29 protein-coding genes are annotated in these 23,595 nt (G+C 62.2%); 15 read left to right on the forward strand and 14 right to left on the reverse strand.

The window, feature by feature from the left end:
* Positions 1-74: 74 nt before the first annotated feature.
* Entirely contained in the window at positions 75-551 is a 477-nt protein-coding gene (locus GU927_RS18130) for a MerR family transcriptional regulator (RefSeq protein WP_125327896.1), read from the reverse strand.
* An 83-nt stretch (positions 552-634) separates the two neighbouring features.
* Between GU927_RS18130 and GU927_RS18135 the strand changes: the two genes are divergently transcribed.
* From GU927_RS18135 to GU927_RS18155, 5 genes are read left to right on the forward strand one after another with little or no spacing between them, the layout of a single operon-like run.
* On the forward strand, positions 635-2,953 hold the full coding sequence (locus tag GU927_RS18135; RefSeq protein ID WP_125327822.1) for a heavy metal translocating P-type ATPase: 2,319 nt from the start codon (positions 635-637) through the stop codon (positions 2,951-2,953).
* 4 nt (positions 2,954-2,957) lie between these two features.
* The gene (locus tag GU927_RS18140) at positions 2,958-3,581 is read left to right on the forward strand and encodes a methyltransferase family protein (RefSeq protein WP_125327821.1); all 624 of its coding nucleotides are present in this window, start codon (positions 2,958-2,960) and stop codon (positions 3,579-3,581) included.
* Complete coding sequence (lspA, locus tag GU927_RS18145; protein ID WP_125327820.1) at positions 3,578-4,063, forward strand: signal peptidase II; 486 nt, start codon at positions 3,578-3,580, stop codon at positions 4,061-4,063. Before GU927_RS18140 ends, lspA begins: the two co-directional genes overlap by 4 nt.
* Positions 4,050-4,487: a disulfide bond formation protein B gene (locus GU927_RS18150; RefSeq protein WP_125327819.1), complete on the forward strand. Its 438-nt coding sequence runs from the start codon at positions 4,050-4,052 to the stop codon at positions 4,485-4,487. Before lspA ends, GU927_RS18150 begins: the two co-directional genes overlap by 14 nt.
* Positions 4,484-5,143, forward strand: coding sequence for a DsbA family protein (locus GU927_RS18155; RefSeq protein ID WP_125327818.1), 660 nt, complete (start codon positions 4,484-4,486; stop codon positions 5,141-5,143). The genes GU927_RS18150 and GU927_RS18155 overlap by 4 nt, the downstream gene beginning before the upstream one ends.
* A 6-nt stretch (positions 5,144-5,149) precedes the next feature.
* Here the strand turns inward: GU927_RS18155 and mntR are convergent, their stop codons facing one another.
* On the reverse strand, positions 5,150-5,602 hold the full coding sequence (mntR, locus tag GU927_RS18160) for a manganese-binding transcriptional regulator MntR (protein WP_125327817.1): 453 nt from the start codon (positions 5,600-5,602) through the stop codon (positions 5,150-5,152).
* A gap of 120 nt (positions 5,603-5,722) precedes the next feature.
* Here mntR and GU927_RS18165 point away from each other — a divergent pair, with 120 nt between their 5' ends.
* Complete coding sequence (locus GU927_RS18165) at positions 5,723-7,048, forward strand: Nramp family divalent metal transporter (RefSeq protein WP_125327816.1); 1,326 nt, start codon at positions 5,723-5,725, stop codon at positions 7,046-7,048.
* Positions 7,049-7,142: 94 nt separating this feature from the next.
* Here GU927_RS18165 and GU927_RS18170 read toward each other — a convergent pair whose 3' ends face one another.
* A complete protein-coding gene (locus tag GU927_RS18170) occupies positions 7,143-7,736 on the reverse strand; it encodes a L,D-transpeptidase (RefSeq protein ID WP_125327815.1) in 594 nt (197 codons plus the stop codon).
* A gap of 333 nt (positions 7,737-8,069) precedes the next feature.
* Here GU927_RS18170 and lnt point away from each other — a divergent pair, with 333 nt between their 5' ends.
* The 7 genes from lnt to GU927_RS18205 are packed head-to-tail and all read left to right on the forward strand — an operon-like array spanning position 8,070 to position 13,145.
* Positions 8,070-9,566, forward strand: a complete 1,497-nt coding sequence (gene lnt, locus GU927_RS18175; protein ID WP_161763849.1) for an apolipoprotein N-acyltransferase — start codon at positions 8,070-8,072, stop codon at positions 9,564-9,566.
* Positions 9,563-9,736, forward strand: a complete 174-nt coding sequence (locus tag GU927_RS18180; protein ID WP_164517408.1) for a hypothetical protein — start codon at positions 9,563-9,565, stop codon at positions 9,734-9,736. The genes lnt and GU927_RS18180 overlap by 4 nt, the downstream gene beginning before the upstream one ends.
* Before the next feature lie 56 nt (positions 9,737-9,792).
* Positions 9,793-10,434 carry an SCO family protein gene (locus GU927_RS18185; protein ID WP_232489269.1) on the forward strand — a complete coding sequence of 214 codons (642 nt, stop codon included), beginning with the start codon at positions 9,793-9,795 and terminating at the stop codon, positions 10,432-10,434.
* Positions 10,435-10,437: 3 nt separating this feature from the next.
* Complete coding sequence (locus GU927_RS18190) at positions 10,438-10,911, forward strand: copper chaperone PCu(A)C (RefSeq protein ID WP_125327813.1); 474 nt, start codon at positions 10,438-10,440, stop codon at positions 10,909-10,911.
* Between the two features lie 38 nt (positions 10,912-10,949).
* Positions 10,950-11,492 carry an SCO family protein gene (locus tag GU927_RS18195; protein ID WP_174258199.1) on the forward strand — a complete coding sequence of 181 codons (543 nt, stop codon included), beginning with the start codon at positions 10,950-10,952 and terminating at the stop codon, positions 11,490-11,492.
* Positions 11,443-12,672, forward strand: a complete 1,230-nt coding sequence (locus GU927_RS18200; protein WP_217765722.1) for a M23 family metallopeptidase — start codon at positions 11,443-11,445, stop codon at positions 12,670-12,672. The genes GU927_RS18195 and GU927_RS18200 overlap by 50 nt, the downstream gene beginning before the upstream one ends.
* Positions 12,669-13,145: a DUF411 domain-containing protein gene (locus GU927_RS18205; RefSeq protein WP_125327810.1), complete on the forward strand. Its 477-nt coding sequence runs from the start codon at positions 12,669-12,671 to the stop codon at positions 13,143-13,145. The genes GU927_RS18200 and GU927_RS18205 overlap by 4 nt, the downstream gene beginning before the upstream one ends.
* A 60-nt stretch (positions 13,146-13,205) precedes the next feature.
* Here GU927_RS18205 and GU927_RS18210 read toward each other — a convergent pair whose 3' ends face one another.
* From GU927_RS18210 to GU927_RS18220, 3 genes are all read right to left on the reverse strand, one after another.
* A complete protein-coding gene (locus GU927_RS18210) occupies positions 13,206-13,727 on the reverse strand; it encodes a TlpA family protein disulfide reductase (protein WP_232489270.1) in 522 nt (173 codons plus the stop codon).
* Positions 13,728-13,785: 58 nt separating this feature from the next.
* Positions 13,786-15,261 (reverse strand): multicopper oxidase family protein, encoded by a 1,476-nt coding sequence (locus GU927_RS18215; protein WP_125327809.1) that lies wholly within the window; start codon positions 15,259-15,261, stop codon positions 13,786-13,788.
* A gap of 62 nt (positions 15,262-15,323) precedes the next feature.
* Positions 15,324-15,680, reverse strand: a complete 357-nt coding sequence (locus GU927_RS18220) for a hypothetical protein (protein ID WP_125327808.1) — start codon at positions 15,678-15,680, stop codon at positions 15,324-15,326.
* Positions 15,681-15,863: 183 nt separating this feature from the next.
* Between GU927_RS18220 and GU927_RS18225 the strand changes: the two genes are divergently transcribed.
* Complete coding sequence (locus GU927_RS18225) at positions 15,864-16,475, forward strand: hypothetical protein (RefSeq protein WP_125327807.1); 612 nt, start codon at positions 15,864-15,866, stop codon at positions 16,473-16,475.
* A gap of 91 nt (positions 16,476-16,566) precedes the next feature.
* Positions 16,567-17,037 carry a DUF411 domain-containing protein gene (locus GU927_RS18230; protein WP_161763859.1) on the forward strand — a complete coding sequence of 157 codons (471 nt, stop codon included), beginning with the start codon at positions 16,567-16,569 and terminating at the stop codon, positions 17,035-17,037.
* 39 nt (positions 17,038-17,076) lie between these two features.
* On the opposite strand, the gene GU927_RS18235 is transcribed toward GU927_RS18230, so the two are convergent.
* From GU927_RS18235 to GU927_RS18270, 8 genes are all read right to left on the reverse strand, one after another.
* Positions 17,077-17,724: a hypothetical protein gene (locus GU927_RS18235; protein WP_161763851.1), complete on the reverse strand. Its 648-nt coding sequence runs from the start codon at positions 17,722-17,724 to the stop codon at positions 17,077-17,079.
* Positions 17,721-18,443 (reverse strand): DsbA family protein, encoded by a 723-nt coding sequence (locus tag GU927_RS18240; RefSeq protein WP_125327802.1) that lies wholly within the window; start codon positions 18,441-18,443, stop codon positions 17,721-17,723. The genes GU927_RS18235 and GU927_RS18240 overlap by 4 nt, the downstream gene beginning before the upstream one ends.
* A gap of 112 nt (positions 18,444-18,555) precedes the next feature.
* Positions 18,556-19,032: a c-type cytochrome gene (locus GU927_RS18245; RefSeq protein WP_125327800.1), complete on the reverse strand. Its 477-nt coding sequence runs from the start codon at positions 19,030-19,032 to the stop codon at positions 18,556-18,558.
* Positions 19,029-20,984 carry a penicillin-binding protein 2 gene (gene mrdA / locus GU927_RS18250; RefSeq protein WP_125327798.1) on the reverse strand — a complete coding sequence of 652 codons (1,956 nt, stop codon included), beginning with the start codon at positions 20,982-20,984 and terminating at the stop codon, positions 19,029-19,031. The genes GU927_RS18245 and mrdA overlap by 4 nt, the downstream gene beginning before the upstream one ends.
* Positions 20,971-21,714: a ferric reductase-like transmembrane domain-containing protein gene (locus tag GU927_RS18255; RefSeq protein ID WP_232489271.1), complete on the reverse strand. Its 744-nt coding sequence runs from the start codon at positions 21,712-21,714 to the stop codon at positions 20,971-20,973. Before GU927_RS18255 ends, mrdA begins: the two co-directional genes overlap by 14 nt.
* A complete protein-coding gene (locus GU927_RS18260) occupies positions 21,711-22,202 on the reverse strand; it encodes a hypothetical protein (RefSeq protein WP_161763852.1) in 492 nt (163 codons plus the stop codon). The genes GU927_RS18255 and GU927_RS18260 overlap by 4 nt, the downstream gene beginning before the upstream one ends.
* Positions 22,192-22,587, reverse strand: coding sequence for a hypothetical protein (locus GU927_RS18265; RefSeq protein ID WP_217765723.1), 396 nt, complete (start codon positions 22,585-22,587; stop codon positions 22,192-22,194). Before GU927_RS18265 ends, GU927_RS18260 begins: the two co-directional genes overlap by 11 nt.
* A 22-nt stretch (positions 22,588-22,609) precedes the next feature.
* Entirely contained in the window at positions 22,610-23,593 is a 984-nt protein-coding gene (locus GU927_RS18270; RefSeq protein ID WP_232489272.1) for a c-type cytochrome, read from the reverse strand.
* Positions 23,594-23,595: the final 2 nt, after the last annotated feature.

Raw genomic sequence — 23,595 nt, forward strand, 5'->3', positions numbered from 1 at the left:
TGCATCCTTGTGTCCCCTGCTATGAAGGCTACACCCAGCCCACACTTGCGCATTGATCGAGATCAATCTTTCGATCAGTTCGAAGAAGATGTGCTGGCGGGCAGGGCCAAACTTGCGTCGACAGACTTCGGAACGCTGAGATGGTCGTGGGCGCAAAGCGAGTGATCGCTCAGCACTTCGATCACCCGGCAGTCAGCAATGCGCCCTCCCGCGCACTGAACGACCATACGTTCAAGTTCGGCCTTCAAAGCGATCAAGCGCGCAAGGCGGCTTTCAACCTCCGCAAGTTGCGCCCTTGCAATGGCATCGGCGGCAGCACAGGACTGATCCGGGCGGTCTGATAGGCTGAGAAGGTCGCGTATGGCCTCCAGCGTGAAGCCCAGATCCCGCGCATGACGGATGAAGGCGAGCTGTTCCATCGCTCTGCGGCCATACAGCCGCTGGTTCCCCGAGCTCCGTTCTGCTTCAGGAAGCAGGCCGATCTGCTCGTAGTACCGGATCGTCGGCACCTTCACCCCGGCAGCCTCGCCCAACTTTCCGATAGTCAGCATCAGATTCTCCTTGAAGCTATAGTTGCTAGAGACATTAGGTTCCTGATTCGATGAAAGCAACTGCCCGCTCAGCGGCAGGAGGAATGACGATGTCGGAAGCTGCACGCGAAACATCCTGTGACTGGACGGTGACGGGCATGGACTGCGGGTCCTGCGCGACCAAGATCAAGGATGCGGTGACGCGCCTGCCGGGGGTAAGCGGCGTCGAGGTTGGCATCATGTCGGAACGCCTGCGCTTGACGCTGGATGAGGGACAAACCGGGCGGGACAAGATCGAGAAGACCGTCCGTGCGCTTGGCTATGAGATTGCGCCGCGCGCCGCCGGTGCGAAGAAGGACTTCGTTTTGCCGGGGACCCAATCCGTACCTGAGCAGAGCGACATGTATGAAGATCATGATCACTCCGCCCAAGCTCCCGCTGGCCACGATCATTCTGGTCACGACCACGGCTCTAAGGCGGCCAGCACCAAGCGCGACGATAGCGGTCACGGCAGCCCCGGCCACGTTCATGACGACCCCGCCGACCGGGGCAAGCGCTGGTATCAGACCGCCAAGGGCAAGCTGGTCATCTTTACCGCCCTGCTGCTGGGTGCCGCCTGGGTCATCGAGTATCTTGCCCCCGAGATCGGTAAGTGGGCCTTCGTTGCCGCTTGCTTGATCGGCGTGGCTCCGGTAGCGCAGCGCGCCTTTGCGGCGCTGCGGATGGGACAGCCCTTCACCATCGAAAGCCTGATGACGATTGCCGCCGTCGGCGCGCTGTTCATCAACGCAGCGGAAGAGGCGGCACTGGTGGTGTTTCTGTTCGCCGTGGGCGAGGTGCTGGAAGGCGTGGCCGCCGGCAAGGCGCGAGACGGGATCCGGGCGCTGGCCAATCTTGTGCCGAAGACGGCGCAACTCGTTACAGGTGACAGCACGCGCGAGGTTCCAGCCGCAAGCCTGTCTGTGGGCCAGACAGTCCTTGTCCGCCCCGGTGACCGGATTCCGGCCGATGGCGAGATCGTGGATGGCACTTCGGGCGTGGACGAAAGCCCGGTCACCGGGGAAAGCGTGCCCAAGACGCGCGGCCCCGGGGACGCGGTTTTTGCCGGCGCAATCAACACCGAGGCGGCCCTGCGGGTCAAAGTGACCAAAGGTCCCGAGGACAACACCATCGCCCGCATCATCCGTCTGGTTGAAGAGGCCGAAGAGGCGCGTGCCCCGACCGAACGCTTCATCGACCGGTTCAGCCGCTGGTACATGCCTGCCATCGTCGCCGTCGCGGCGCTGGTCATCGTGGTGCCACCGCTGGTCTTCGGCCAGCCCTGGGACACTTGGGTTTACCGCGGCCTTGCCCTCCTGCTGATCGGCTGCCCTTGTGCGCTAGTCATCTCGGTCCCCGCCTCCATCGCTTCGGCCATGTCCACCGGGGCGCGGCGTGGCCTGTTGATGAAGGGCGGTGCCGTGATCGAAGCGGCGGCGAAGGTGGATGTTGTGACCTTCGACAAGACCGGGACGCTGACGCATGGTCGCCCGCAGGTGACGGATCTGGTGCCGTTCGGGACGACCACCGAAGCTGAACTTCTGGCCGTGGCGGCAGGCGTCGAGACCGGCTCGAGCCACCCGCTGGCGATTGCGATCCTGAACAAGGCCAAGGACGCTGGCGTTTCTGCGCTGCCCTCGCAAGACGCAAAGGCGCTGATGGGCAAGGGCGTTGTTGCAACCGTGGGCGGCGCTGCGGCCTATGTGTCCTCGCCCCGCTACGCGATGGAGCATGGCGGGCTGGATGGCCTTGGCCTTCGGCAGGCGACGATTTTTGAGGAGGACGGCAAGACCGCGGTCGCCGTGTTTCGCGAAAAGGCCCCGCTCGGTCTGATCGCCATGCGGGACGAGCCGCGTGCGGATGCGAAAGACGCGGTGCGCCAGTTGACGGCGATGGGGGTGACTGCGGTCATCCTGACCGGAGACAACCCGCGCACGGCCGCTGCGATCGCCGGAGGCCTCGGCCTGAAGTTCGAGGCCGACATGCTGCCTGAGGACAAGCTTGCCTACATCCGCGAGATCGGAAGTAAAGGCGGCGTGATGATGATCGGCGACGGCATCAACGACGCCCCCGCGCTCAAACAGGCAAGCGTTGGCGTGGCAATGGGATCGGGGACCGATGTGGCGCTGGAAACGGCGGATGCGGCCATACTTCGTGACCGGGTGACCGACATTCCCGCCACGATCCGTCTGTCGCGCGCAGCAATGGCCAACATCCGCCAGAATGTGACCATAGCGCTCGGGCTGAAAGCCGTCTTCCTCGTGACCTCGGTCTTTGGTCTGACCGGCCTCTGGATCGCGATCCTCGCCGACACGGGTGCAACCGTGCTTGTGACGCTAAACGCCCTGCGTCTGCTGCGGTTTAACCCGGAACGCGAGGGCTGAGCAGATGATCTCCGGTTTTGGCTGGGCCGCGCTGGCCCTTCTTTTCGGTTATCTGGCGCTGTTCTTCTGGGGCAGCGCCCTGGCCGCACAAGCGGCGGGGCGTCCGGTCTGGCTGTTTGCCCGTGCCACCGGGCGCGACCGGCTGGCGGCAATCGGTTTCCGCGCGGCCTTTGCATTCGCCTTCTTCGGGCCGCTCCTCTGGCTCGCCGTTCCCGCGCTCCACAAGGTTGACCCGCTCTGGACCGAGGGGCGTGCTGTCCTTCTAGGCTTGGTCGGGGTCTTTGTCGCAGGGCTTGGCGCGATGGTGGCCTTTGCCGCTCAGATGTCGATGGGATCATCCTGGCGCGTCGGCGTGGTCGGCGGCGAAACCGGCGATCTGGTCTCCGGCGGGCTTTACCGGTTCAGCCGCAACCCGACCTTTGTGGGACAAGCGGCACTGCTGGCAGGTGTTGCGATGGCGGTTCCCTCTTTCCCTACAATCCTCGCGCCAGTCCTGTTTCTCTGGTCGGCCAGCGCGCAAGTGCGGTCCGAAGAGGCCGCCCTGCGCATGGCAATCGGGCCCGACTATGATCGTTACGCCGCGTCGGTCCCACGCTGGATCGGCAGGAAGAGCAGGGCAGCAGAATGACAAGGGTGATGCTGATTTCGCTGATTGCTGCCGCAGTGGTGGCAGACCAGTTGACCAAGACCGCAGCGCTGTCGCTGCTGTCACAGGGGACTGCGGTCCCGGTCCTGCCGGGCTTCAACCTTTCCCTCGGGTTCAATACGGGCGCGAGCTTTGGCATGATGGGCGGGGTCATGGCAGGTAAGCCCCTCCTGATGGCGGCGCTGACGGGCGCGCTGACTCTTGCCTTCGCCGTCATGGCATTCCGGGCGCAGCACGCGCTGGAACGGGCAGGTTTTGCGTTGGTCGTGGGCGGGGCGCTTGGCAACATCATCGACAGGGTGCGGCAGGGTGCCGTGACCGATTTCCTTGATCTTTACTGGCGCGACTGGCACTGGCCCACGTTCAACGTTGCGGATATCTGCATCACCTTGGGCGCGGTCCTGATCCTTGCCGCCTCGCTTCCCCTTCGTCGCCGCAAGGAGCCGCTTCTTGACCAAAGCTGACCCGCAAACCCTGTCGCGCGACGACCTTACCTTGACTGCGGCCTTCCTGATCGCTCTGGCGGCCACGCTTGGTGCGCTTTTCATCGGTGAGGTGCTGGGCCAGATGCCCTGCACACTCTGCTGGTATCAGCGCATCGCCATGTTCCCCTTGGTGCCGATCCTTGGCCTGTCACTCTGGCGCGGCGATGGCATGGCGCGCGCCTACGCCTTGCCGCTGGTCCTGTCCGGGCTGGCGCTGGCGGCCTGGCATTCGGGCCTTTACGCAGGGTTCTTGCCCGCGCCGGTCGTGCCCTGCACCGAAAATGGCCCCTCCTGCACCGGCGAGGCGCAGATGATCCTTGGCCTGCCGATCCCCTATCTCTCAGCGGTCGCCTTTGCGGCGATCCTTGCCTGTCTCATGCTGCCGAAAGGACACCGCCCATGAACCGCCGCACGCTTATCCTTGGAGCCTCCGCACTTGGTGTTGCTGCCTTCGCGGGTGGCGCCTTCGTCCTGAAGCAGCGCCGCGACGCCGAGGCAGAAGCGGCGGCCGCCGCCACGCCAACCGAAGATCAGGCACTGTTGGTCCGTGACTATTCCCCCAGCTTCGGCCCCGCAGATGCGCCCGTCACACTGGTTGAATTTTTTGACCCCTCCTGCGAGGCCTGCCGTGCCTACCACCCGGTGGTGCAGGAAATCCGGCGGCAGTTCCCGACGCAGGTCCGCGTCGTGCTGCGCTACACCGTTTTCCACGAAGGCTCGGACGAGGCTGTGCGCATCCTCGAGGCTGCGCGGATGCAAGACAAGTTCGAGCCTGTCCTCGATGCACTTCTTGAGCAGCAGCCTGGCTGGGCTGTTCATGGCTCGCCTGAGATGGATGTGGCATGGGAGATTGCCGGGGCTGCGGGCCTTGATCTCGAAAAGGCCGAGACCGACCAGTTCTTCCCGGGAATCACTGGTATCCTGAATCAGGATGCGGCCGACGTGGAAGCCTTGGCTATCCGCCAAACGCCAACCTTCTTCCTTAATGGCAAACGGCTGGAGAATTTCAGCGCCGACAGCCTCATCGCCGATGTGCGGTTCGCGGTCGAGAATAGCTGACGGCCTTTAGGACCGGTTGGCGAAGGCCGAAAACAGGGCCAGCGTCCGCTCGCTGACATGGTGCTCGATGCCTTCCGCATCGCGTTCCGCTGTCTCGGGGTCAAGGCCGAGGCTGATGAGAAAGCGCAAGACGATCTCGTGCCGACGCCGGCATTCTTTGGCCAGCGCGCGGCCCGCGTCTGTCAGAAAGACCGACCGATACTTCGCGCGGGTGATCAGCCCCTCGCGCGCGAGACGGTCCAGGGTCTTGCTCACGGTCGGCACCTTCACGCCAAGCCGGGCGGCGATGTCCACCGGGCGCGCCTCGCCCTGATCGTGGATCAGTTCGGCGATCAGTTCGACGTAGTCCTCGGCCAGTTCATTGCGCCGGGCTTCGCGCACACCCTGAAACGCCCCGGCGCGCAGGTCCGCGGGCCGGTCATCCGACGTGGCATGGGTTTCAGGATCTAACTCTGTCATCCGTGCAGTGTCGCACGGGATGGATTGACAAGTAAAGGCGCGGGGCAGAATGTTAGCATTGTCTAACTTTATGTGCCACGTCTTGTAGGGATCGTGGTCAAGCCGGGAGTGCCACGAGCCATGACGACCAATGCCTGGCGGCAGGAAAGCGAGACCCCCTCCCTTTCCGAAGTCTTCCGCACCATCGCGGTCGGAAACGGTGGCACCAGCCGGTTCCGCCGGTTCCTCGCCTTCATAGGCCCCGGCTACCTGGTGGCGGTGGGCTATATGGACCCCGGCAACTGGGCGACCTCGCTCGCGGGTGGCGCGGCGTTCGGTTACACGCTCTTGTTCGTCGCGCTTCTGTCGAACATCATGGCGATCCTCCTGCAGTCTCTCTGCGCGCGGCTGGCGGTAGCCTCGGGCCGCGATCTGGCGCAGGCCTGCCGCGATGCCTTTCTGAAATGGATGTCTGTACCACTCTGGATCTTTGCCGAACTGGCGATCATCGCAACCGATCTGGCCGAGGTGATCGGCACCGCCATCGGCCTGAATCTGCTCTTCGGGATTCCGCTGGAGATCGGCATCTTCATCACCGCCGCCGATGTGTTCCTGATATTGTGGCTGCAGAACAAGGGCTTTCGCTGGATCGAGGCGCTGATCATCTCGCTGATGGCGCTGATCGCCGCCTGCTTTGTCGTGCTGATCGCGCAGGCCGACCCGGTCTGGGGCGAGGTCATCGCAGGCTTTGCCCCAAGCCGCGAGATTTTCAACAACCCGACAATGCTCTACCTCGCGCTTGGCATCATCGGGGCGACGGTCATGCCGCATAACCTCTATCTGCATTCGGGCATCGTGCAGACCCGCGCCTATGGCATGGACCTGCCCGCCAAGCGCGAGGCGCTGCGGCTGGCGACATGGGACAGCACTATCGCCCTAATGTTCGCGCTGACGATCAATGCCTCGATCCTGATCCTTGCCGCCGCGGCTTTCTACACCGTGGGTCAAAACGATGTGGCTGAGATCGACAAGGCGCATCTGTTGCTGGAGCCCTTGCTCGGCTCCTCGCTGGCGCCGGTCCTGTTCGGCGTAGCGCTTTTGTGCGCGGGCCTGAACTCCACTGTCACCGCCACAATGGCCGGGCAGATCGTGATGGAAGGCTTCATCAACTTGCGCATCGCCCCTTGGGCGCGACGCCTGATCACCCGGGGCCTTGCGATCATCCCGGCGATCTTCGTGATTCTGCTCTACGGCAGCGGCGGCGTAGGCGAACTGCTGATCCTGAGCCAGGTCGTGCTGTCATTCCAGCTTCCCTTCGCCATTGTGCCCTTGGTGATGTTCACCGCCAGCCGCGCCAAGATGGGCGAACTGGTCGCCCCCCGCTGGCTGACCGGCCTTTGCTGGCTGATCGCCGCCGTGATCATCGTGCTGAACGTGAACCTGCTGTCGACCGTGCTACTGGGCTGAGGACACTTGACCTAGCGAAAGCAAGCAAACATCAGCCCGCCTTCCGCCCAGCTTTCGGGCGACGTCAGCCTGATGCGTTCAGAAAGCCATAGACCTAGATCAGCAGCACCTGAGTGCCAACCTGCGCCAAATCATAGAGTTCAATGACATGCTCATTGTAGAGGCCGATGCACCCGTTCGATGATCTACGACCTATCTTCCGGGTATCATGGGTGCCGTGGATCAAATAGGCAGGCCAGGAAAGATACATTCCGCGGACACCAAGAGGGTTGTCCTTGGCGCCGCCCTCGACCATTTTCGGCCAGTCCGGGTTGCGCTCCAACATCGAAGCCGTCGGACGCCACGGTGGGTTCACGGCCTTGCGGACAATTTCGGTCCGTCCGAGCCGCGTCAGTTCCTCGGACAAAGGGACTGAAGAGGGATAGAGCCGGTAGATCGACTGATCCTCTGACCAATAATGCAGCGCGCGTGACTTGGTGTCCGCCAGAATCGCACCGCCCTTAGTATTCTCAAAATAGTCCCGCCACTGAGGCATCCGGAAGCTGGACACGTTGTTCCGCACGCTGCCGGATACAGGAGCCTGAAACTCGGTCGTGCCGTCCTGCGCCAAGGCTGGTAAGGCCGCAAGACTCGCCATCCCGACTGCTCCGCCCATCAAGGCCCGTCGCCCGATCCGATCATCGGCCATGGATCACTCCTTAATCTAGGTTTTGGAATGGTGAGTAACGATCTCTTGCCAGCGGGACAAATCAAAGAGCCGTTAGCGGCGCACGGTTTGGGCCGCAAGCGCGCCAAGCTCCGCGCCGTTCATCTTGCGAGGCTTCGGATCGGCCCCTCGAAGTCGACCAACAGGTCTCGACACTCTGACATTGCCGTGATCCAGAAACGCATACCTTGCACCTCAAGTAGCTATAGCAATTAGCCCTCGCGTCTCAAGACGGGGGCTTTCGCAGGATTGATCACTTCAGACGCACATCCCCGTTACGGCGGAAAGCTGATTCAAGTTCTGCCCAGCTTGGGCATGGCCCTGGCCGCTGGCGCCGTACTTGTCTTGGCCTTGCCACCATATTCGATCCTGCCCTTTGCGCTGATCGCCTTCGCAGTGCTGGTAATTATGTTGCGTGGCACGTCGTGGCCTGTCGCGTTTCGACTGGGATATCTGTTTGGATTGGGCCAATGCATACCCGGGCTTTTCTGGATCACCGAAAGTTTTCAGGTCGAGGCGGACCGGTTCGGATGGTTGGCCTTGCCTGCCGTCCTCGGTCTTGCGGCACTGCTGGCAGTGTTTCCGGCGGTCGCCTGTGCCCTTGCCGCCCGAATGGCGCGCGCCGGATTGCCGCTGGCCCTTTCGCTCGCGACAAGCTGGACCGGCCTTGAATGGCTCCGGGGGCACGTTCTGACGGGGTTTCCTTGGAATCTTGCCGCCTACACGCTGGCCGACTGGTTGCCTTTCGCACAAGTGGCCTCCCTGGTCGGCAGCTATGGGCTGGGGTTCCTCTTGGTGCTTTGTTCGGCACTGGTCGGGCTGGCTTTCCGCGCGCCTGCTCGCAGGTTGCAGGTCATCCGTTTCGCCAGCGCCACCGCAATTGCGGTCACCGTGGCCGGTTTCGGCGTTGCGCGCCTTGCTTTATCAGTTCCCTCGTCAGAGCGCGGCGCACATATCCGCGTCGTGCAACCGAACATCGCGCAAAGCGCCAAATGGGACGAAGGATCCCGGAAGGCCAACATCCTCCGACTTCTCTCGCTTTCTGCACGCCCCGGCGACTACGATATCCTGCTTTGGCCAGAAACTGCATGGCCAGGGTTTCTCGCCGAGGACACTGGGGCCCGCGTCATGCTTGGGTGGCTCTTGCCGAATACTGCCGTCCTATTGGCTGGCAGTCCTGAGCGGGAGGTCACCGCTGACGGGACGGTGTACCGAAACGCTGTGCTCGCCATTGCGCCGGACGGTTCCGTCCTGACGCGCTACGCAAAGCATCACCTTGTTCCCTTTGGCGAATATGTGCCGTGGCGGAGTGTCCTGCCATTTCAGCGATTGGTCGAATCTCTAGGTGATTTCCTCCCCGGTCCGGGTCCCCGCACCCTTGCATTTGGCCCACATCCCTATGCGGGCATCGCGATCTGCTACGAGATCATCTTTCCCGGCCACGTTGTCGATGATGCCATCCGACCGGACTGGATCTTCAATGCGACCAACGACGCCTGGTTCGGCACCTCCATTGGTCCAAAGCAACATCTGGCGTCAGCTCGGATGCGGGCCATCGAAGAGGGGCTACCTCTCGTGCGGGCCGCAAATACTGGAATTTCGGCAGTGGTCGATGCCTACGGCAAAACACAGGCGATCCTGGACATCGAGACTTCTGGCGTAATCGACATGCGTTTGCCGAGGCCTCTACCACCGACCCCTTACGCCCGTCTTGGCGACTGGTCCGTGCTTCTTCTTGCACTCGGCTCTTGGGGGGTTTTCGCTTTCTGGGTTTGGCGCGAAATGACTGTGGTGAAAGGAAGCCAGAAATGATCGGACCAGTTTTCGGGATCGTCGGATTCCTGTGTGGCTACTATCTCGCCCAAAAACGCGGCGGCAAGACGCTTGACCGCCTGCAGTATGGCGCAGGCTTCGGCATCGCTTTCGGGCTGTTCGGCACCCTCCTCGGCATTGCCCTCGCCAGATTTCTTGGGGCGGCCTGATCGGCGAAACCTCGCCGGTGCTGCACTCTTCACCTTTTTGTCGGTTGAACCTCTAGTTGCTCGAGGTTTTAGACCGCACGCTGTTCTCATCATCTGGACTGTTCATGCGTCTTCGTTCTCTTCAGATCATACTTTGGGTCGCCGCGACGGCGGCGGTCCTTGCTTTCGCGGCGGTGCGGTGGTGGCCGGCAACGGACGACACCCAAGCAGCAGCTTCTGTCTTCACGCCCGCCTTCGCGCTTGCTGACAGCGAAGGTCGCATCCGCACGACGGACGAATTCCGTGGAAAATTCCTATTGGTGTTCTTCGGCTTCACAAGCTGCCCGGATGTCTGTCCGACTACGCTATCCGAAGTCGCGCAAGTCATGGATGACCTTGGATCTGACGCAGGATCGGTGCAGCCAGTTTTCATCTCGATCGATCCAGAACGGGACAGACGGCTTGGGCTGGCTGATTACACCAAAGCCTTCCATCCAGCGATCCTCGGCTTGGCCGGCAGCGAGGCCGAAACGCAGGCTGCGGCCGCAAGCTTCAAGATCTTCTATGAGCGGGAGGCCGATACCGCTTCGCAAGACGGGTACACGATGGCGCACAGTCCCGGCCTCTATCTCATCGGCCCGGATGGCGCGTGGCTGCGTCAATTCACCTACGGCACACCGGCGGCCGAAATCCTTTCCGACCTTCAATCGAGACTTTGACCCATGAATCACTTTCTTCTTGCTGCAGCCCTGACCCTCTCTGCACCTGCCGCGATGGCCTGCGAGACTGTAGCCATCGGCGATCTGACGGTTGAGCACGCCTGGTCCAAGGCGACCATCGGCGCGGGGCGTCCCGGCGTCTTCTATGTGGAGATCACGAACACCGGATCGACCGACGACGCGCTGGTTGGCATCGCGACGCCTGCAGCTGGTATGCCGATGCTGCATGAGACTGTCGTTCAGGACGGCATCGCATCAATGCCGCATGCGATGTCCATCCCTGTGCCGGCCGGCCAGAGCGTGCAGCTTTCGCCTGGCGGATACCACGGCATGCTGATGGGTCTGACGACAGCCCTGAAGGAAGGCGACAGCTTTCCGGTCACCCTCACCTTTGAAAAGGCCGGAGAGGTCACGGTGAATGTCGATGTCCTTTCGTTGCGCGCGGAGGGTCCGGATTGCGCCGACGCAGGGCAATAATCCTCGGCGCTGGAGGGGCCATCGGAGCCGTCGCCTTCATGCTGGGCGTCGGGGCTTATCGCACGCGCAATAGGCCAGCTCTCAGCGAGGTCCTGCCCTTGCCCATCGGCGAGATGTCCTGGGCATTGACCGACCACCGGGATCAGTCCGTTCGACCCACAGACTGGGCCGGTCACCCGGTCATGGTGTTCTTCGGCTTCACCTGGTGCCCCGACGTCTGCCCGACCACATTGAGCGACATATCGCTCTGGCTCGAGGATCTGGGAGCCGACGCGAACCGTTTGATCGTGGCGCTGATTTCGGTCGATCCGGAACGCGACACGCCCGCTGTCCTTGCGGACTACGTCAGCAGCTTCGACCCACGCATCATCGGGTTGACGGGTCCCGCCGACGAGGTGGCAAAGGCGGCCGCAGATTTTCGCGTAACCTATCGCCGTGTCGACAAGGATGGCGGCGACTACACGATGGACCACACCGCCGGTGTGTTCCTGTTCCACCCCGATGGGCGCTTTGCCAGCATCATCGACTTCCATGAAGACCGGCGCTTCGCCGTTCCCAAAATCCGCCGAACCCTCAGTTGAAAGGTCATTCTGCCAGATGATCCGCTCTGCATTTCTGATCCTTGCTGTCGCATCTCTCGCCCCGCTCCAGGCAGTGGCAGATCCTCCGACGGCGCATTTGCCGATGGCATTCGAAGCGATAATCGCCGCCGGTGACACTTTGGACAGTGTCCTTGGACACGCTGGAGTCCCCCCGACGATCCGGGCAGAAGCCGCACTGGCACTCTCGGGAGTGTATGATCTGACGGACCTGCGACCTGGCCACCGGATCGAATGGACTGCGGCGTCCGCTGATCCGGCATCGCTGACACGCCTTTCATTGTTCGTGGAAGATGGAGTGGAAATTGCTCTCACCTTCGACGGGCTGATAGCAGCACAACGGCTTGACCCACCGGTTCGTGTGATGCACCGGAGTGAGACCTTGACCCTCAACGGAACCCTTTACGACGCCTTGACGGCCCGAAATGCACCGGAACGCTTTGCGGTTGACCTAACCGCACTTCTTGCGGGCCAGGTCGATTTCAGGCGCGACCTCAAAGGTGGAGAGACCTTCGCGCTGGTCTGGCAGGAAGATCAGCTTCCCGATGGCACCATCGCGGGAGAGCCGCGCCTGAGTTACGCTCGGCTGGAGCTTACTGATCGCGTCCTCGAACTCGTTGCGACCGAAGCCGCCGGCCCGATCATCGTCTTTGAAGATGGCGAAGCCGTGCAGCGTTCAGCGGCACCCATCCTTGGTGCACGACTGTCGTCCGTCTTTGGGCGCCGGAACCATCCCGTGTTGGGTGGGGTTCGCATGCATACCGGGATTGATTACGCGGCACCCGTGGGAACCGAAGTCTCGGCGACCGGCGCCGGGCGGGTGACCTTTGCGGGTACGATCCGTGGCTATGGCACCACGATCGACATCGATCACGGCGGCGGGGTCGTCACGCGCTATGCACATCTTTCCGAAATTGCCGAAGGCGTTCGCGAGGGGATGCGTGTCAAGGCTGGAGACGAGATTGGCGCGGTCGGGGCGACAGGTCTCGTGAGCGGCCCCAACCTTCACTACGAAGTCCGTGTTGACGGCAGACCGGTCGACCCTAAGGACCAGGACGCCTTGCCGGAACAGGAGATCGCTTCGGCAGATGATCTCAATGCGCTCGCCACTTGGCGCAGCGAAACTGGCTTCATTTCAGGAACTGACGGAGAACGCGGATGACGGAATTTCGTATCGGCCGCCGCGAGGTCATCCTTGCAGCAACAGCCTTTGCCGTAACCCCTGCCGCCAAAGCTCAGGCAGAGGAAGAACCGCCAATCCATGTCGTCAAGGGGCGTGGCTGCGAGTGCTGTGAAGCATGGGTCGACTATCTGCGGGAGCAAGGCTTCACGGTTACGGATGAGGTGTCGATGGGAACGTTGCTGATCCGCTTCAAGATGGACCAGGGCATTCCAGCAAAGGCATTTTCCTGCCACACGGGGACCGTTGACGGCTATGCTCTCGAAGGCCATGTCCCGGCTGCGGACATCCGAAGGCTCCTGGACGAGCGTCCTGATGCAGTTGGTCTTGCCGTGCCCGGCATGCCTTACGGCTCCCCCGGCATGGGATCAGAAGACAGTCGGGACGCCTATGACGTCCTGCTGGTTGGCCGGGATGGAAGTCTCGAGATCTTCACGAGCTATCAGGCAGCCTGATCTGTCCATCTTCGAACCCAACGGGCTAGGCAGGGATTTAATCAAGGGAATGGCGACCGATCAAAGCAGATCCGATATCTGACGGACAGCCTCGTCGCTTCCCCAGTCGAAGGGGCCCTGAAGCCGCCCGATTTCACGCGTCTCGCGGTCGATCAGAAGCGTCGTCGGCAGTCCGATGAAGGCCAAAGCCAGTTGAACCCGCAGCGGTTCCGCCCAGTAGAGCGGTAGGTTTACAAGCCCGATCTCATCATAGAAACCTCGGCCCCTTTCGATCCCGCCCTCGTCGATGCAAAGGGGTAGCACCGCAAAATCCGGGCCTCCAAGCAGCCCTTCCAAACGGTCGAGTGCCGGCATCTCTTCCCGGCAGGGCGGGCACCACGTCGCCCAGATGTTCAGAAGGATCACACGCCCGGCAAAGTCCCCAAGAACCCTGGTGGTTCCTGCTTCATCCTGGATAGGCGGGGAAAGCAGAGGCTGCGGGTCCTTTCGCAGCCGGAAAGGCGGCCGCGCCTGGGCGGGCCCCGCAATGAAGCCCGCTACAAGACCGACAAGGAGAGGTCGACGACCCATCTGAACAGGCATTGGCTTTTCCCTTCGCGGAAGGTCGGACCCGCAGGCAATCTGCGGGCCCGGATCGTCGTCAGGCCGAAACCGCGAACTCAGTCATCATGCCTGTCGAGAGATGCGGCATGTGATGGCAATGCAGCATCCACCGCGCCGCTTCACCCGCATCCACCGCGACCGTCACCATCCCCATCGGCGGCACATGAACGGTGTCACGAACAGCACCCGCGATCCGGGTCTGGCCCACGCCGACCACCTGGAAAGCGTGGCCATGCAGGTGCATGGGATGTGCCATCATTGACATGTTGTGGAACATGATCTCGACACGCTCGCCGGTTTTCGCGGTCACCGGGGAATGTTTGCCCCAGGTCTGCCCGTTGATGGTCCAGACATAGGGCATCATCGAACCGCCCAGCATCAACATCGGCTGCGACGATGCCGCGCGCTCTGGCAGTGGGGTGACGGCGCGCAGGACCGCTTCCTGCGTCAGATCGGCGCTGAAGGCAGGATGGTCGGCGTCGGACATGTCGGCGACCTTCGTCACCGTGGCCCCCGGCGTCGCAAGGACGAGACCCGTCCGCTCTCTTGCACCCTCGCGCAAGGCGAGGACCGGGAATGCCCCGCCTTCGGCCGGAACATCAAGCTCGATGTCGAGCCGTTGACCCATCGCGATTCCGAATCGGCTGCCAGGAAGAGGCTGCACCGGCTCGCCGTCCACGGCGACCAGCCGCCCGGTTAGCGCGCCGGTGTCGATCCAGAACACCGTCGCGGCGGCCGCGTTGATCACCCGAACAAGGACCTTGCTGCCTTTGTCCACTTGGACGACTTCGGGGTAGTCCAGCGTCCGGTCATTGGCAAGGTAGGCATCAAAGTTGTAGTCGTTCAGGTCCATAGCCATGCCGTCCATGCCCGGCATGGACATCATGTCTCCCTGACCCACTGCGCCCATGTTCATGCCAGAGTGGTCCATTCCTCCTTGCGCCATCTGGCCATGGTCCATGCCGGCCATTGACGCGCCACCCGTAATCTCTGCCAGCACCTCCGCAGGCGGCTTGAACGAAAAGTCGTGCAGGAACAGCGTCACGTCCTGCCGATCGGCCGCAACGTCCTCGGGTCGCCGCACGATCAAAGGCGCGGCCAGCAGCAGCATCTCATGCGCGGGGATATGCGCATGCATCCAATGGGTACCCGGGCGCGCGGCAAAGTCATAGGCGCGGCTTTCGCCCGGTTGCAGCGTGGTCATGGGCATGTCCGGCACGCCGTCTTGAGCGTTTGGCGGGATCTGTCCGTGCCAATGGATGATGGTCGGCTCAACCAAAGTGTTCGTCAGATCGACGGCGAATGCCTGACCCGGGTCCAGGACCAATCCAGACCGGCCGTTGCCGTCCATCAGCCCCCAGACGGTGGCGGCCCTGCCCCGAACATCGAGCGTCCGGGTCGTCGCCGTCAGCGATATGCGGGCTGATTGGGCACGGGCGCGCGAAGCCAGCATAAGTGAGGCGGCAGTAGCCGCAGAAGCGGCCAGAAAGCCGCGGCGAGAGAGCGTAATCATGCGAATTCTCCTGTATCGCAACGTGAAAAGACTGAAGGCCCCGACAAAGCGGAACCATAGTGTCAGATCAACGTGCGTTTCGGAGGTGGGCCAGGTGGCGGGAGCGCCAGCGATGCGGCCAGCAGGTCGTTGTTCAGGTTGATTTTAACCGAACGCGCGATGGCGACGACGCCCGGGCTTAGTGCGGGAAGAGCTGCGGCTGCAAAAAGACAATGTTGCTGGCAAAGCAGACGTTGTGCATCGTCAATCGGGCTGCCTGCGGATGACATATGCGCGACATGGCCAGCCATCGCCATCATTTGCTCATGGTCTGCCTGAGACTGTTGCCGGCCATCCGCGAAGGCAAGCATCGGCAGGATCGCCGCCAGAAGATAGGCGGCGAGGATCAATGCACGCATAGGAAACGACGAACGGGTCATGCTCTCGCTTGTATCAGCGTGGTCTGGTCCCGTCATCTGACAGTTTGGTGTCTGGACCACATGGCCATAGCATCGACTGCAGCAGAATTGCCGCGTTTTCCTTCGTGTTGACTTGATAGCGCAGAGTTTACTGGCAGCCGAACGAAGGTCGCGAAAACTATCAATGATCTGACGGGACACGCCATGAAACGATTGTTCTTCGCCCTTTTCGCACCTCTGTTTCTGTCCGCCTGCGGCGCCGAACCGATTTGGGCCCCTGATGAGGCCGTGGCCGAGGCGCGCTATGAACATGTCGGCCCGACCTCGGTCACGCTCTATACCGTCCTGTCGACCCGCAGCGGCACCGGTGCGCATGCCGGGCTTTTGATCAATGGCTCAGAGCGTGTCCTCTTCGATCCGGCGGGAACCTGGCGACATCCGAAGCTTCCGGAGCGCAACGATGTCCATTTCGGGATCACGCCGAAGATGGTCGACTTCTACATCGACTACCATGCCCGCGAAACTTACGACGTTGTTGAGCAGACGATCATGGTTTCGCCAGAAGTTGCGGACCTGATCATGGCGCGTGCCAAAGCGTACGGCGCGGTGCCCAAGGCGAACTGCACAATTGCAATATCGCGCGTACTTGACGGCGTTCCCGGCTTCGAAAGCCTGCCAATGACCTGGTTTCCGAAACGGATGATGGAAGGTTTCGCAGATTTGCAGGGCGTTCAGACCCGCCGGGTTACGGACGATGACGCAGATGAGAATCACGGCGTCCTTCTGGTGCAGGCCGGGGACGCGCGTCTTCAGTAGTTTCTTAGTGATCAAGCCTATTGGGAGCCATACTACGCTCGCCACGCCCGGCCTTTGGCAGTATTTTGCAAAGACACATAAAATGGGGCATATGATGATCCTTGCGCGCCGAACTCTCCTTCTTGTCGGACCGGCCATCCTTGCCATGAGCACTGTGCCTTTGCTGGCCGAAGGGGACGAACGGATCCATGTGGTGAAGGACCCTGGCTGCCCCTGCTGCAACGCTTGGATCGGCCACCTGCGCGAAAACGGCTTCAACGTCAGCTTTGAAGAGCGCAGTGTCGAAGACCTCGCGGCCTACAAGCGGGAGCGCGGCATCCCGGAGAACCTGTCGTCCTGCCACACGGCGACCATCGGCGACTACACCATCGAAGGGCACGTTCCAGCAGCGGATATCCGCAGGCTGATGGCCGAACGCCCCTTGGCGGTAGGACTTTCCGTTCCGGGCATGCCATTCGGCTCACCGGGAATGGGACCAGAGACAGAGCGTCAGGCTTATGACGTGGTCCTGGTCGGTCAGGACGGAAGCAGTACGGTCTTCACCAGCTATCCGGCGGCGTGAGATCCCCACCCGGTACACGCCGCGCCAGACACCACAGGATCATCTTGGCAAGCCGACCTCGGATGCTTGCCAGGCTTCCAGAAGCTCATCCCGCGGCCCCGCCCCGTCAAGCGGTCTGATCGCGATGTCCAACCTGCGCGCCGCGTGATAGGCTGAGGCGGCCAAAAGACCGGGCTCTTTGCCGTAGGCGAGCCGGTAGCGTGCAATGAAACCTTCCATGCGGTCATCACCATTCCAGCCCTCCGCAAGGAGTGCTTGCACCAGAACGGTGCTTGCACGGCTGTACTTGCTCGCCGCGTCGTCGGCGGCCGGCTTCAGTCCAAGGACTACGACGACATCAGCCGGCTCGTCTGGTGAGCCAGTCAACCCCTGGACCAGTCCGGTGGCTTCCGCCGGAAGCGGAAGAACCTGCACGTCGACGCCGCCCAGATGCCCGTCAGAGGTTTCGTTTGGGTGCCCGTCCCGCTCGTCGGAAGCCAGTAGGAATCCTCGGACAGCCTCCGCAAGGTCTTGCTCAACATTCTCACCGACGACGAGAATTCCTGCGGTGAACGAATGCGCTGCCGCAATTCCAGACAGAGCGATCCAGAGTACCGCCGCGAGGGCCGGGACGGCCGGGATCGTCCTGCGAGCAGAGAAGGCGGTGCAACGGGTGCATTCCGAAGCGCGTCGTTTCGAACCACTCATTCTGATGCCCGAACAGAAGTCACGATTTCGGAAAGCTGCGCCTTTTCAACAAAACCCGGGACCAACTGATCGCCCACGACAAAGGATGGCGTCCCGTTGAATCCGAGCGCCTCAGCCAGACGCATCGAGGTTGCAATGTGCTCGTCGATCTCAGGCGCCTGCATGTCTGCCTTGAGTCTGTCCAAGTCCAAGCCGATTTCGCCGGCGACACGCAGCACCGTGTCGGCTTCTACCTTGCCACGCATGCCCATCAGAGCGTTGTGGAGCTCAGCATACTTGCCCTGCTTTCGGGATGCGAGTGCGGCGCGTGCGGCAAAGGCAGATCCCTCGCTGAGGATTGGCCATTCGCGCATCACCAATCGGATGTTGCCGTCTTCGGCCAGAAGAGCGTCGACTTCCGGCATGGCGCGCTTGCAGTAGGGGCAGTTGTAGTCAAAGAACTCGACCACCGTGATATCGCCCTCCAGATTGCCTAGAACCGGTGCGTTGGGGTCACGTTCCAATGTGTCCCGCTCGTTGGCCAATACTGCGGTTGCGGTGGCTGCCTGTGCTTCCGCTTGCCGTTCTTCGAGGGCCTGGAGCGCCTCGAGGATCAGTTCGGGGTTTTCGCGCAGGGCCTCTGCCACGAGAGCTTTGATGCGTTCATCCGAGACCTCCTGCGCGAAGGACGGCAAAGCAACTTGGAAACTGAAGACACTGGCTAGCAGCAGGGATTTCATTCGCATCGGGCGGACCTTTCATTTCGTACATTCTTTGAGAGTTGATGCTTCCTCAAGTGACTAGAGGGGCAAGTCCAAACTTGGACCAATAGCCTATTGTTCGGGCCAGGCATCATGGCGCGAGGGCCTCGGTGGCGCTGCGCTCTGCTTGCGTGGCGCGGATGCCGTCGGGCCAAGTCGATTTGATGTAATCCAGAACAGCTTCGATATCCTCGTCCGTCAGACGGTCGCCGAAAGCCGGCATGCCGGAGGTGAAGGCAACGCCCATTTCGTCAAGGACCGCTTGCCCGCCGCGTTTGATGTAGTCGCGCAGCATGATGTCGCCGTGATGCCAGGTGTGGCCGTTCGCGTCATGCGGCGGGGCGGGATAGGTCCCGTCCTCATTCGCCGACCGCCAGTCGGGATGTCCTTCTAGATCGGCGCCGTGGCACGACGCGCATTCCGCCCGATAGATGGCGCGACCTTGTTCGAGATCCGGGCTATTGTGGAAGAACGCGTGCGCTTGTGGCGCCCACAGCAGAGAGAAGGCCGCGGACGCGACGACTGCGGGCCCTCTGAATTTTCCAGCTCTTGGCTTGGTGACCTTCATGTCCGGCTCACGGTGATCGGTGTCACTCCATCCGGCGGGAGAATCCGTTCGGACAGTTGAGCCAGATCCTCCCGAATTCGGGCCCGCTGCGCAGTAGGATAGGCATCTTCGGGCGGCAGGCCGCCGTGTTGGGCAAAGAGCATGATGTCGCGCGCGATCGGTGCCGCCGCCGTTGAGCCGCCGCCGCCATGCTCCACTACAACAGTCACGGCATATCGAGGCGCATCAAAGGGTGCGAAGGCCACGAACAGCCCATGGTCCCGCCTGTTCCATGGGAGTTCGTCCTGCGATCGGACACCGGCGGCGCGCTCGGCCGCTGTGATCGAAAACACCTGGCTCGTTCCGGTCTTCCCGGCCATGGCTTTGGTCACATCCGCGATCCGTGACCCGTATGCGGTGCCGCGCTCGTGGTTCGACACCTCGAACATCCCTTGTCGCACGATCGCAAGCGCTTCTGCCGAAAGTCCAAGTGAGGCAGGCGCAGGTTCACCCGGGCTGGCCCCACCAAGCGGGCGCACGAGACGCGGGAGGACTGCCGTTCCTGAGGCCAGGCGCGCGGTCATCGTGGCTAGCTGAATTGGCGAGGTCAACGTGAAGCCCTGGCCAATGGACGCGTTGATCGTGTCGCCAATCAACCAATCCTGACCGTAGCGCTCTTGCTTCCAGGCGCGCGAGGGATTGTTGCCGTGAACCATTCCCGACAGTGGAAGGTCGTATTTCTGGCCCAGTCCAAGACGGTCATTCATCGCAAAGATGCCGTCGATCCCGATCCGTTGCGCAACTTCGTAGAAGTAGACGTCGCAGGACTGCCGCAACGCACCGACCATGTCGACCCGCCCATGGCCGCCGCTTTTCCAGCAATGGAACCTGCGACCAGAGATTTCCACGTACCCGTTGCAGGTCACGGTTTCTGCTGGATCCATGACCCCGCTTTCCAGAGCCGCGAGCGCATTCGACATCTTGATCGTGGACCCCGGCGGATAGGCCCCTTGAACGGTCTTGTCGGCAAGAGGGCGAAACTCGCTGTCGCGCAGTCCGCTGTAGTCCTTGCTCGAGATCCCCCGCACGAAGAGGTTCGGGTCGAATGCAGGGGCAGACGTGCAGCCGAGGAGATCACCGTTCGTGACATCCATTACGATTGCCGCCGCGCTTTGTCCTTCGAGGCGCACACGCATGAAGTTCTGCAAATGATGATCCAGTGTGATCTGCATGTCCGAGCCGGGGGTCGGCGGATCAAGTGCCAGCTCGCGCATGGTCCTGCCGCTGGCGTTGACCTCCACCCGCTGAGCTCCCGGCTCACCGCGCAGCGCGCGCTCGTGGATCCGCTCAAGCGCCGTCTTGCCGATCTGGTAGTCCGGCGAGCGCAAAAGCGGATCGGGCTCCCCGTCCTTGGTTGCGAGATCGCTGTCGCTAACGGGTCCCACATAGCCGACCTGATGGGCAAAGTCCGGCCCGAAGGGATAGACCCGGGACAGCACCATCTCCGGGTGGACACCCGGAAGAGCCGGGGTGTTCAAGGCGATGATTGACAACTCTTCCCAGGTGACCCTGTCCTTAACGGTCACCGGGACAAAGCCCCGAACGCGGTCAAGTTGCTCCCGAATCCGGTCGATATCCTCGCTCGTCAGACCAAGAAGCCGCTGCAGTTTCGCAAGGACGTCATCGACGTCCCGGGCCTCCTCGTTCACGAGCGTGATCCGGTAGGTGTGCTCGTTGTCCGCGACGATCTTGCCCGCGCGGTCAAAGATGCGGCCCCGGTCGGGGCGCACCAGCCGCAAATTAATCCGGTTTTCCTCGGCCAGAAGGTAATACTCCTCAGCATCGCGTACACCCAGTTGCCACATCCGGAAACCAAGCACACCGACCACCGAGGTCATCATGCCGCCCAGCAACAGCGACCGACGCGTCGTTACCCGTGCGGCCTTGGCAAGATCCCGTTCAGATCGGCGCATGCTTGGCCCTCTCGTCCTGAGACTCCGGTATGCGTCTGCCGCCGATGGTTTTCAGGTAAGCGGCAAGTCGCAGTCCCAGGACCAAGACCACCAGTCCGACGAACCAATACTGCAGGGGGTTAGGCTCGGGCGTCGCCCGGTGAAAGCTGAGGAAGTGCATGAACAGGAAGTAGGCGACATGCGCTACAGACAGCCACCAGAGCGGCAGGACACCCATTTGCAGAAACTTCCAGCCGGAAACGCCCAGGCGGCGCATTGCGACATCGCTTGAGGTTGAGGCCAGGAGGATCGCGAGGAGCAAGGCGGCGATCCCGATTGCGTTGGCCAGACCAAAGCCATGTTGAAACATGACATAGCTGAGGAGTTCGGGATTCCATTCGAAGCCGAAGAGCCGCATCAGGTCCCATTCGACCCAGCCGACAAGAATGATTCCAGCATGCGCAAGCGCCAGAAGGCAGCCGTAGATCCCCGACTCGCGGCGGTAGGTCAGCACCAACACTGCGGGTCTGAGGAGCCGGGCCAGAGGCCCCAGGCCCATCGAAAGCGCAACCAGCACCAGCGAGGCGTCGGCAAGTGCCCGGTTCCAGCGGTGCATCGGACTCCACTCGCCATGGATGGCCGCAAAAATCAGAACGAGGCCAGCAGAGAGGAGGGCCATCAGCCCGTGCCGCAGAAGCACATTCCGGCTCAGCCGTCGGAACATTGGGTCATGGACCGTGACTGTCTTCATTTCACGTCACCCCGATCAAGGCCCCGCGGTCCCTGCACGTTCCTGTTGCCAGTGCGGACAGCGCGAAACCGGCGCCACGTTGTCAACGCGGCGATGCCCATGATGAAGAGCCCGGCAGTCGCAAGCCACGGCCGGAGCGGATCAAACCAGGCAAGAAGCGCGGGTCCACCGAAGACCAGCATGAGCACCTTGTTGCAGGTTGGGCAGGCGATTCCGAGAAAGCTGGCAAGCCCACCCGTCCCGGAAGCGCGCAAGTTGCACTGAGGGACCCACATCGCCGCTGTCACACCTCCGAGGAAGGCCGTCAGAACGGTCGCGACGAACTCCCAAGGCCCGACTGGAGTCATCCGGACAAAAAGCGGGTTCGCCCATACGGCAGTGACCGTGCCGAGGACCACAAACAGGGTGATGCCAACAGCCAGGCCGCGCAGGTTGCGGCGAAGGCTGTCATCATTCAGAAAAGTTGCCGGACCCGGGTTATCGCGCATCAAACTCGACCTCTGCAAACTCTTCACCAAAGCCCACACTGACGACCCAACGACCGGCCATCGGCAGCTCCACGTCGGCGCGCCAGACGCCTGCCTCGACCAGCTGAAGCGGCGGCGCTATGCCGTCCATGTGCATGTCGACCATCGCAAAGTTCACAACTGGCCGCATGCCGGCAGCTGCGCCGGCGTCAGTATCGGGCATGAACTGGATTTCGACCCGAACGTCACGACCACCGAGCGCATAGACCTGGACGTCCATCCGTCCGTCCGAAAACGCTTCAGACACTTCGGCTGTCACCGATGGATCAGCGGAGATCGTGTCGCGCGGATCGAGGGTCCAGACGGTCGTCCAGATGAAGACACCGACGAAGACGGCAACGCCCAAGGCGAGAATGAGGGTAAGCGCTCTAGTTCCCATTTCCCATATCCATCTGTGAATGATCCATTCCAGCCATCGGGGTCTCGATCGGCGTCGGTGCGGGCGCAGGAATGTCGCCCGTGCCTTCGGGGTCGAGGAGATAGGTGGCAATGGCCTCGCGGTCGGCAGCGCTCAGGAAAGACGTGCCCTCAGCGACGACCTCGGCCATGCTGCCGCCGAAAGCATCCCCGTTGGGCAGAATCCCCGACTGAAGCGCGTAAGCCAGGTCCGCAACGCCCCAACCTTTTGCGAGGAGAACGTCGCTCAGAATTGGCGGTGCTTTGCTGCCCCCTGGAAGGCTATCGTTCCCGGCAAAGCGGGCACCGTCATCAAGGCCCCCTGCCAGGGTCCGGCCCGTGTGACAGGCAGCGCAATGTGCAGCCCCCTCGACCAGTTGCCGTCCGCGGTTCCACGGGGAAGACGTGCCCATAAGTGCGTCCGTCTCGGGCGTATCAAGGTAGGCCGCGCGCCAGAGTTTCAGTCCCGATCTGAAACTGAAGGGAAAGCCGACGTCGTGGGGTGGGGCTGCAACGCCAACAGCCGGGACGGTGCGGAACGCCTCCCAGAGGTCGGCAATGTCCTGATCGGTAAAACCGGCGTAGAAAGAGTAGGTGAAAACCGGGTAGTAGGGGTCGCCGTCGGGCGACACCCCTTGGCGCACGGCCTTGGCGAAATCCTGCACAGTCCATTGCCCGATCCCGGCCTCCCGATGCGGTGTGATGTTCGGTGGCACGAAGGTGCCGAAGGGCGTGTCAAGAGGCGCACCTCCCGCGAGCGCCAGTCCTTTGGCGGCTGAGCTGGTATGGCAGGACACGCAGCCACTTGCGCGCGCGAGATAGGCCCCACGTTCGGCATCGCCGGAAGGGAAGCTCGCGGGCTCGACCTCCCCGATCGGCCACAGTGCCAACACCCCGGCACCGATACCTGCCACGATGGCTGGGAAGACAAAGGAAAGCCGGATCAAACCTCGCATGG

This window comes from Paragemmobacter amnigenus (assembly GCF_009908265.2).
Classification (GTDB): domain Bacteria; phylum Pseudomonadota; class Alphaproteobacteria; order Rhodobacterales; family Rhodobacteraceae; genus Paragemmobacter; species Paragemmobacter amnigenus.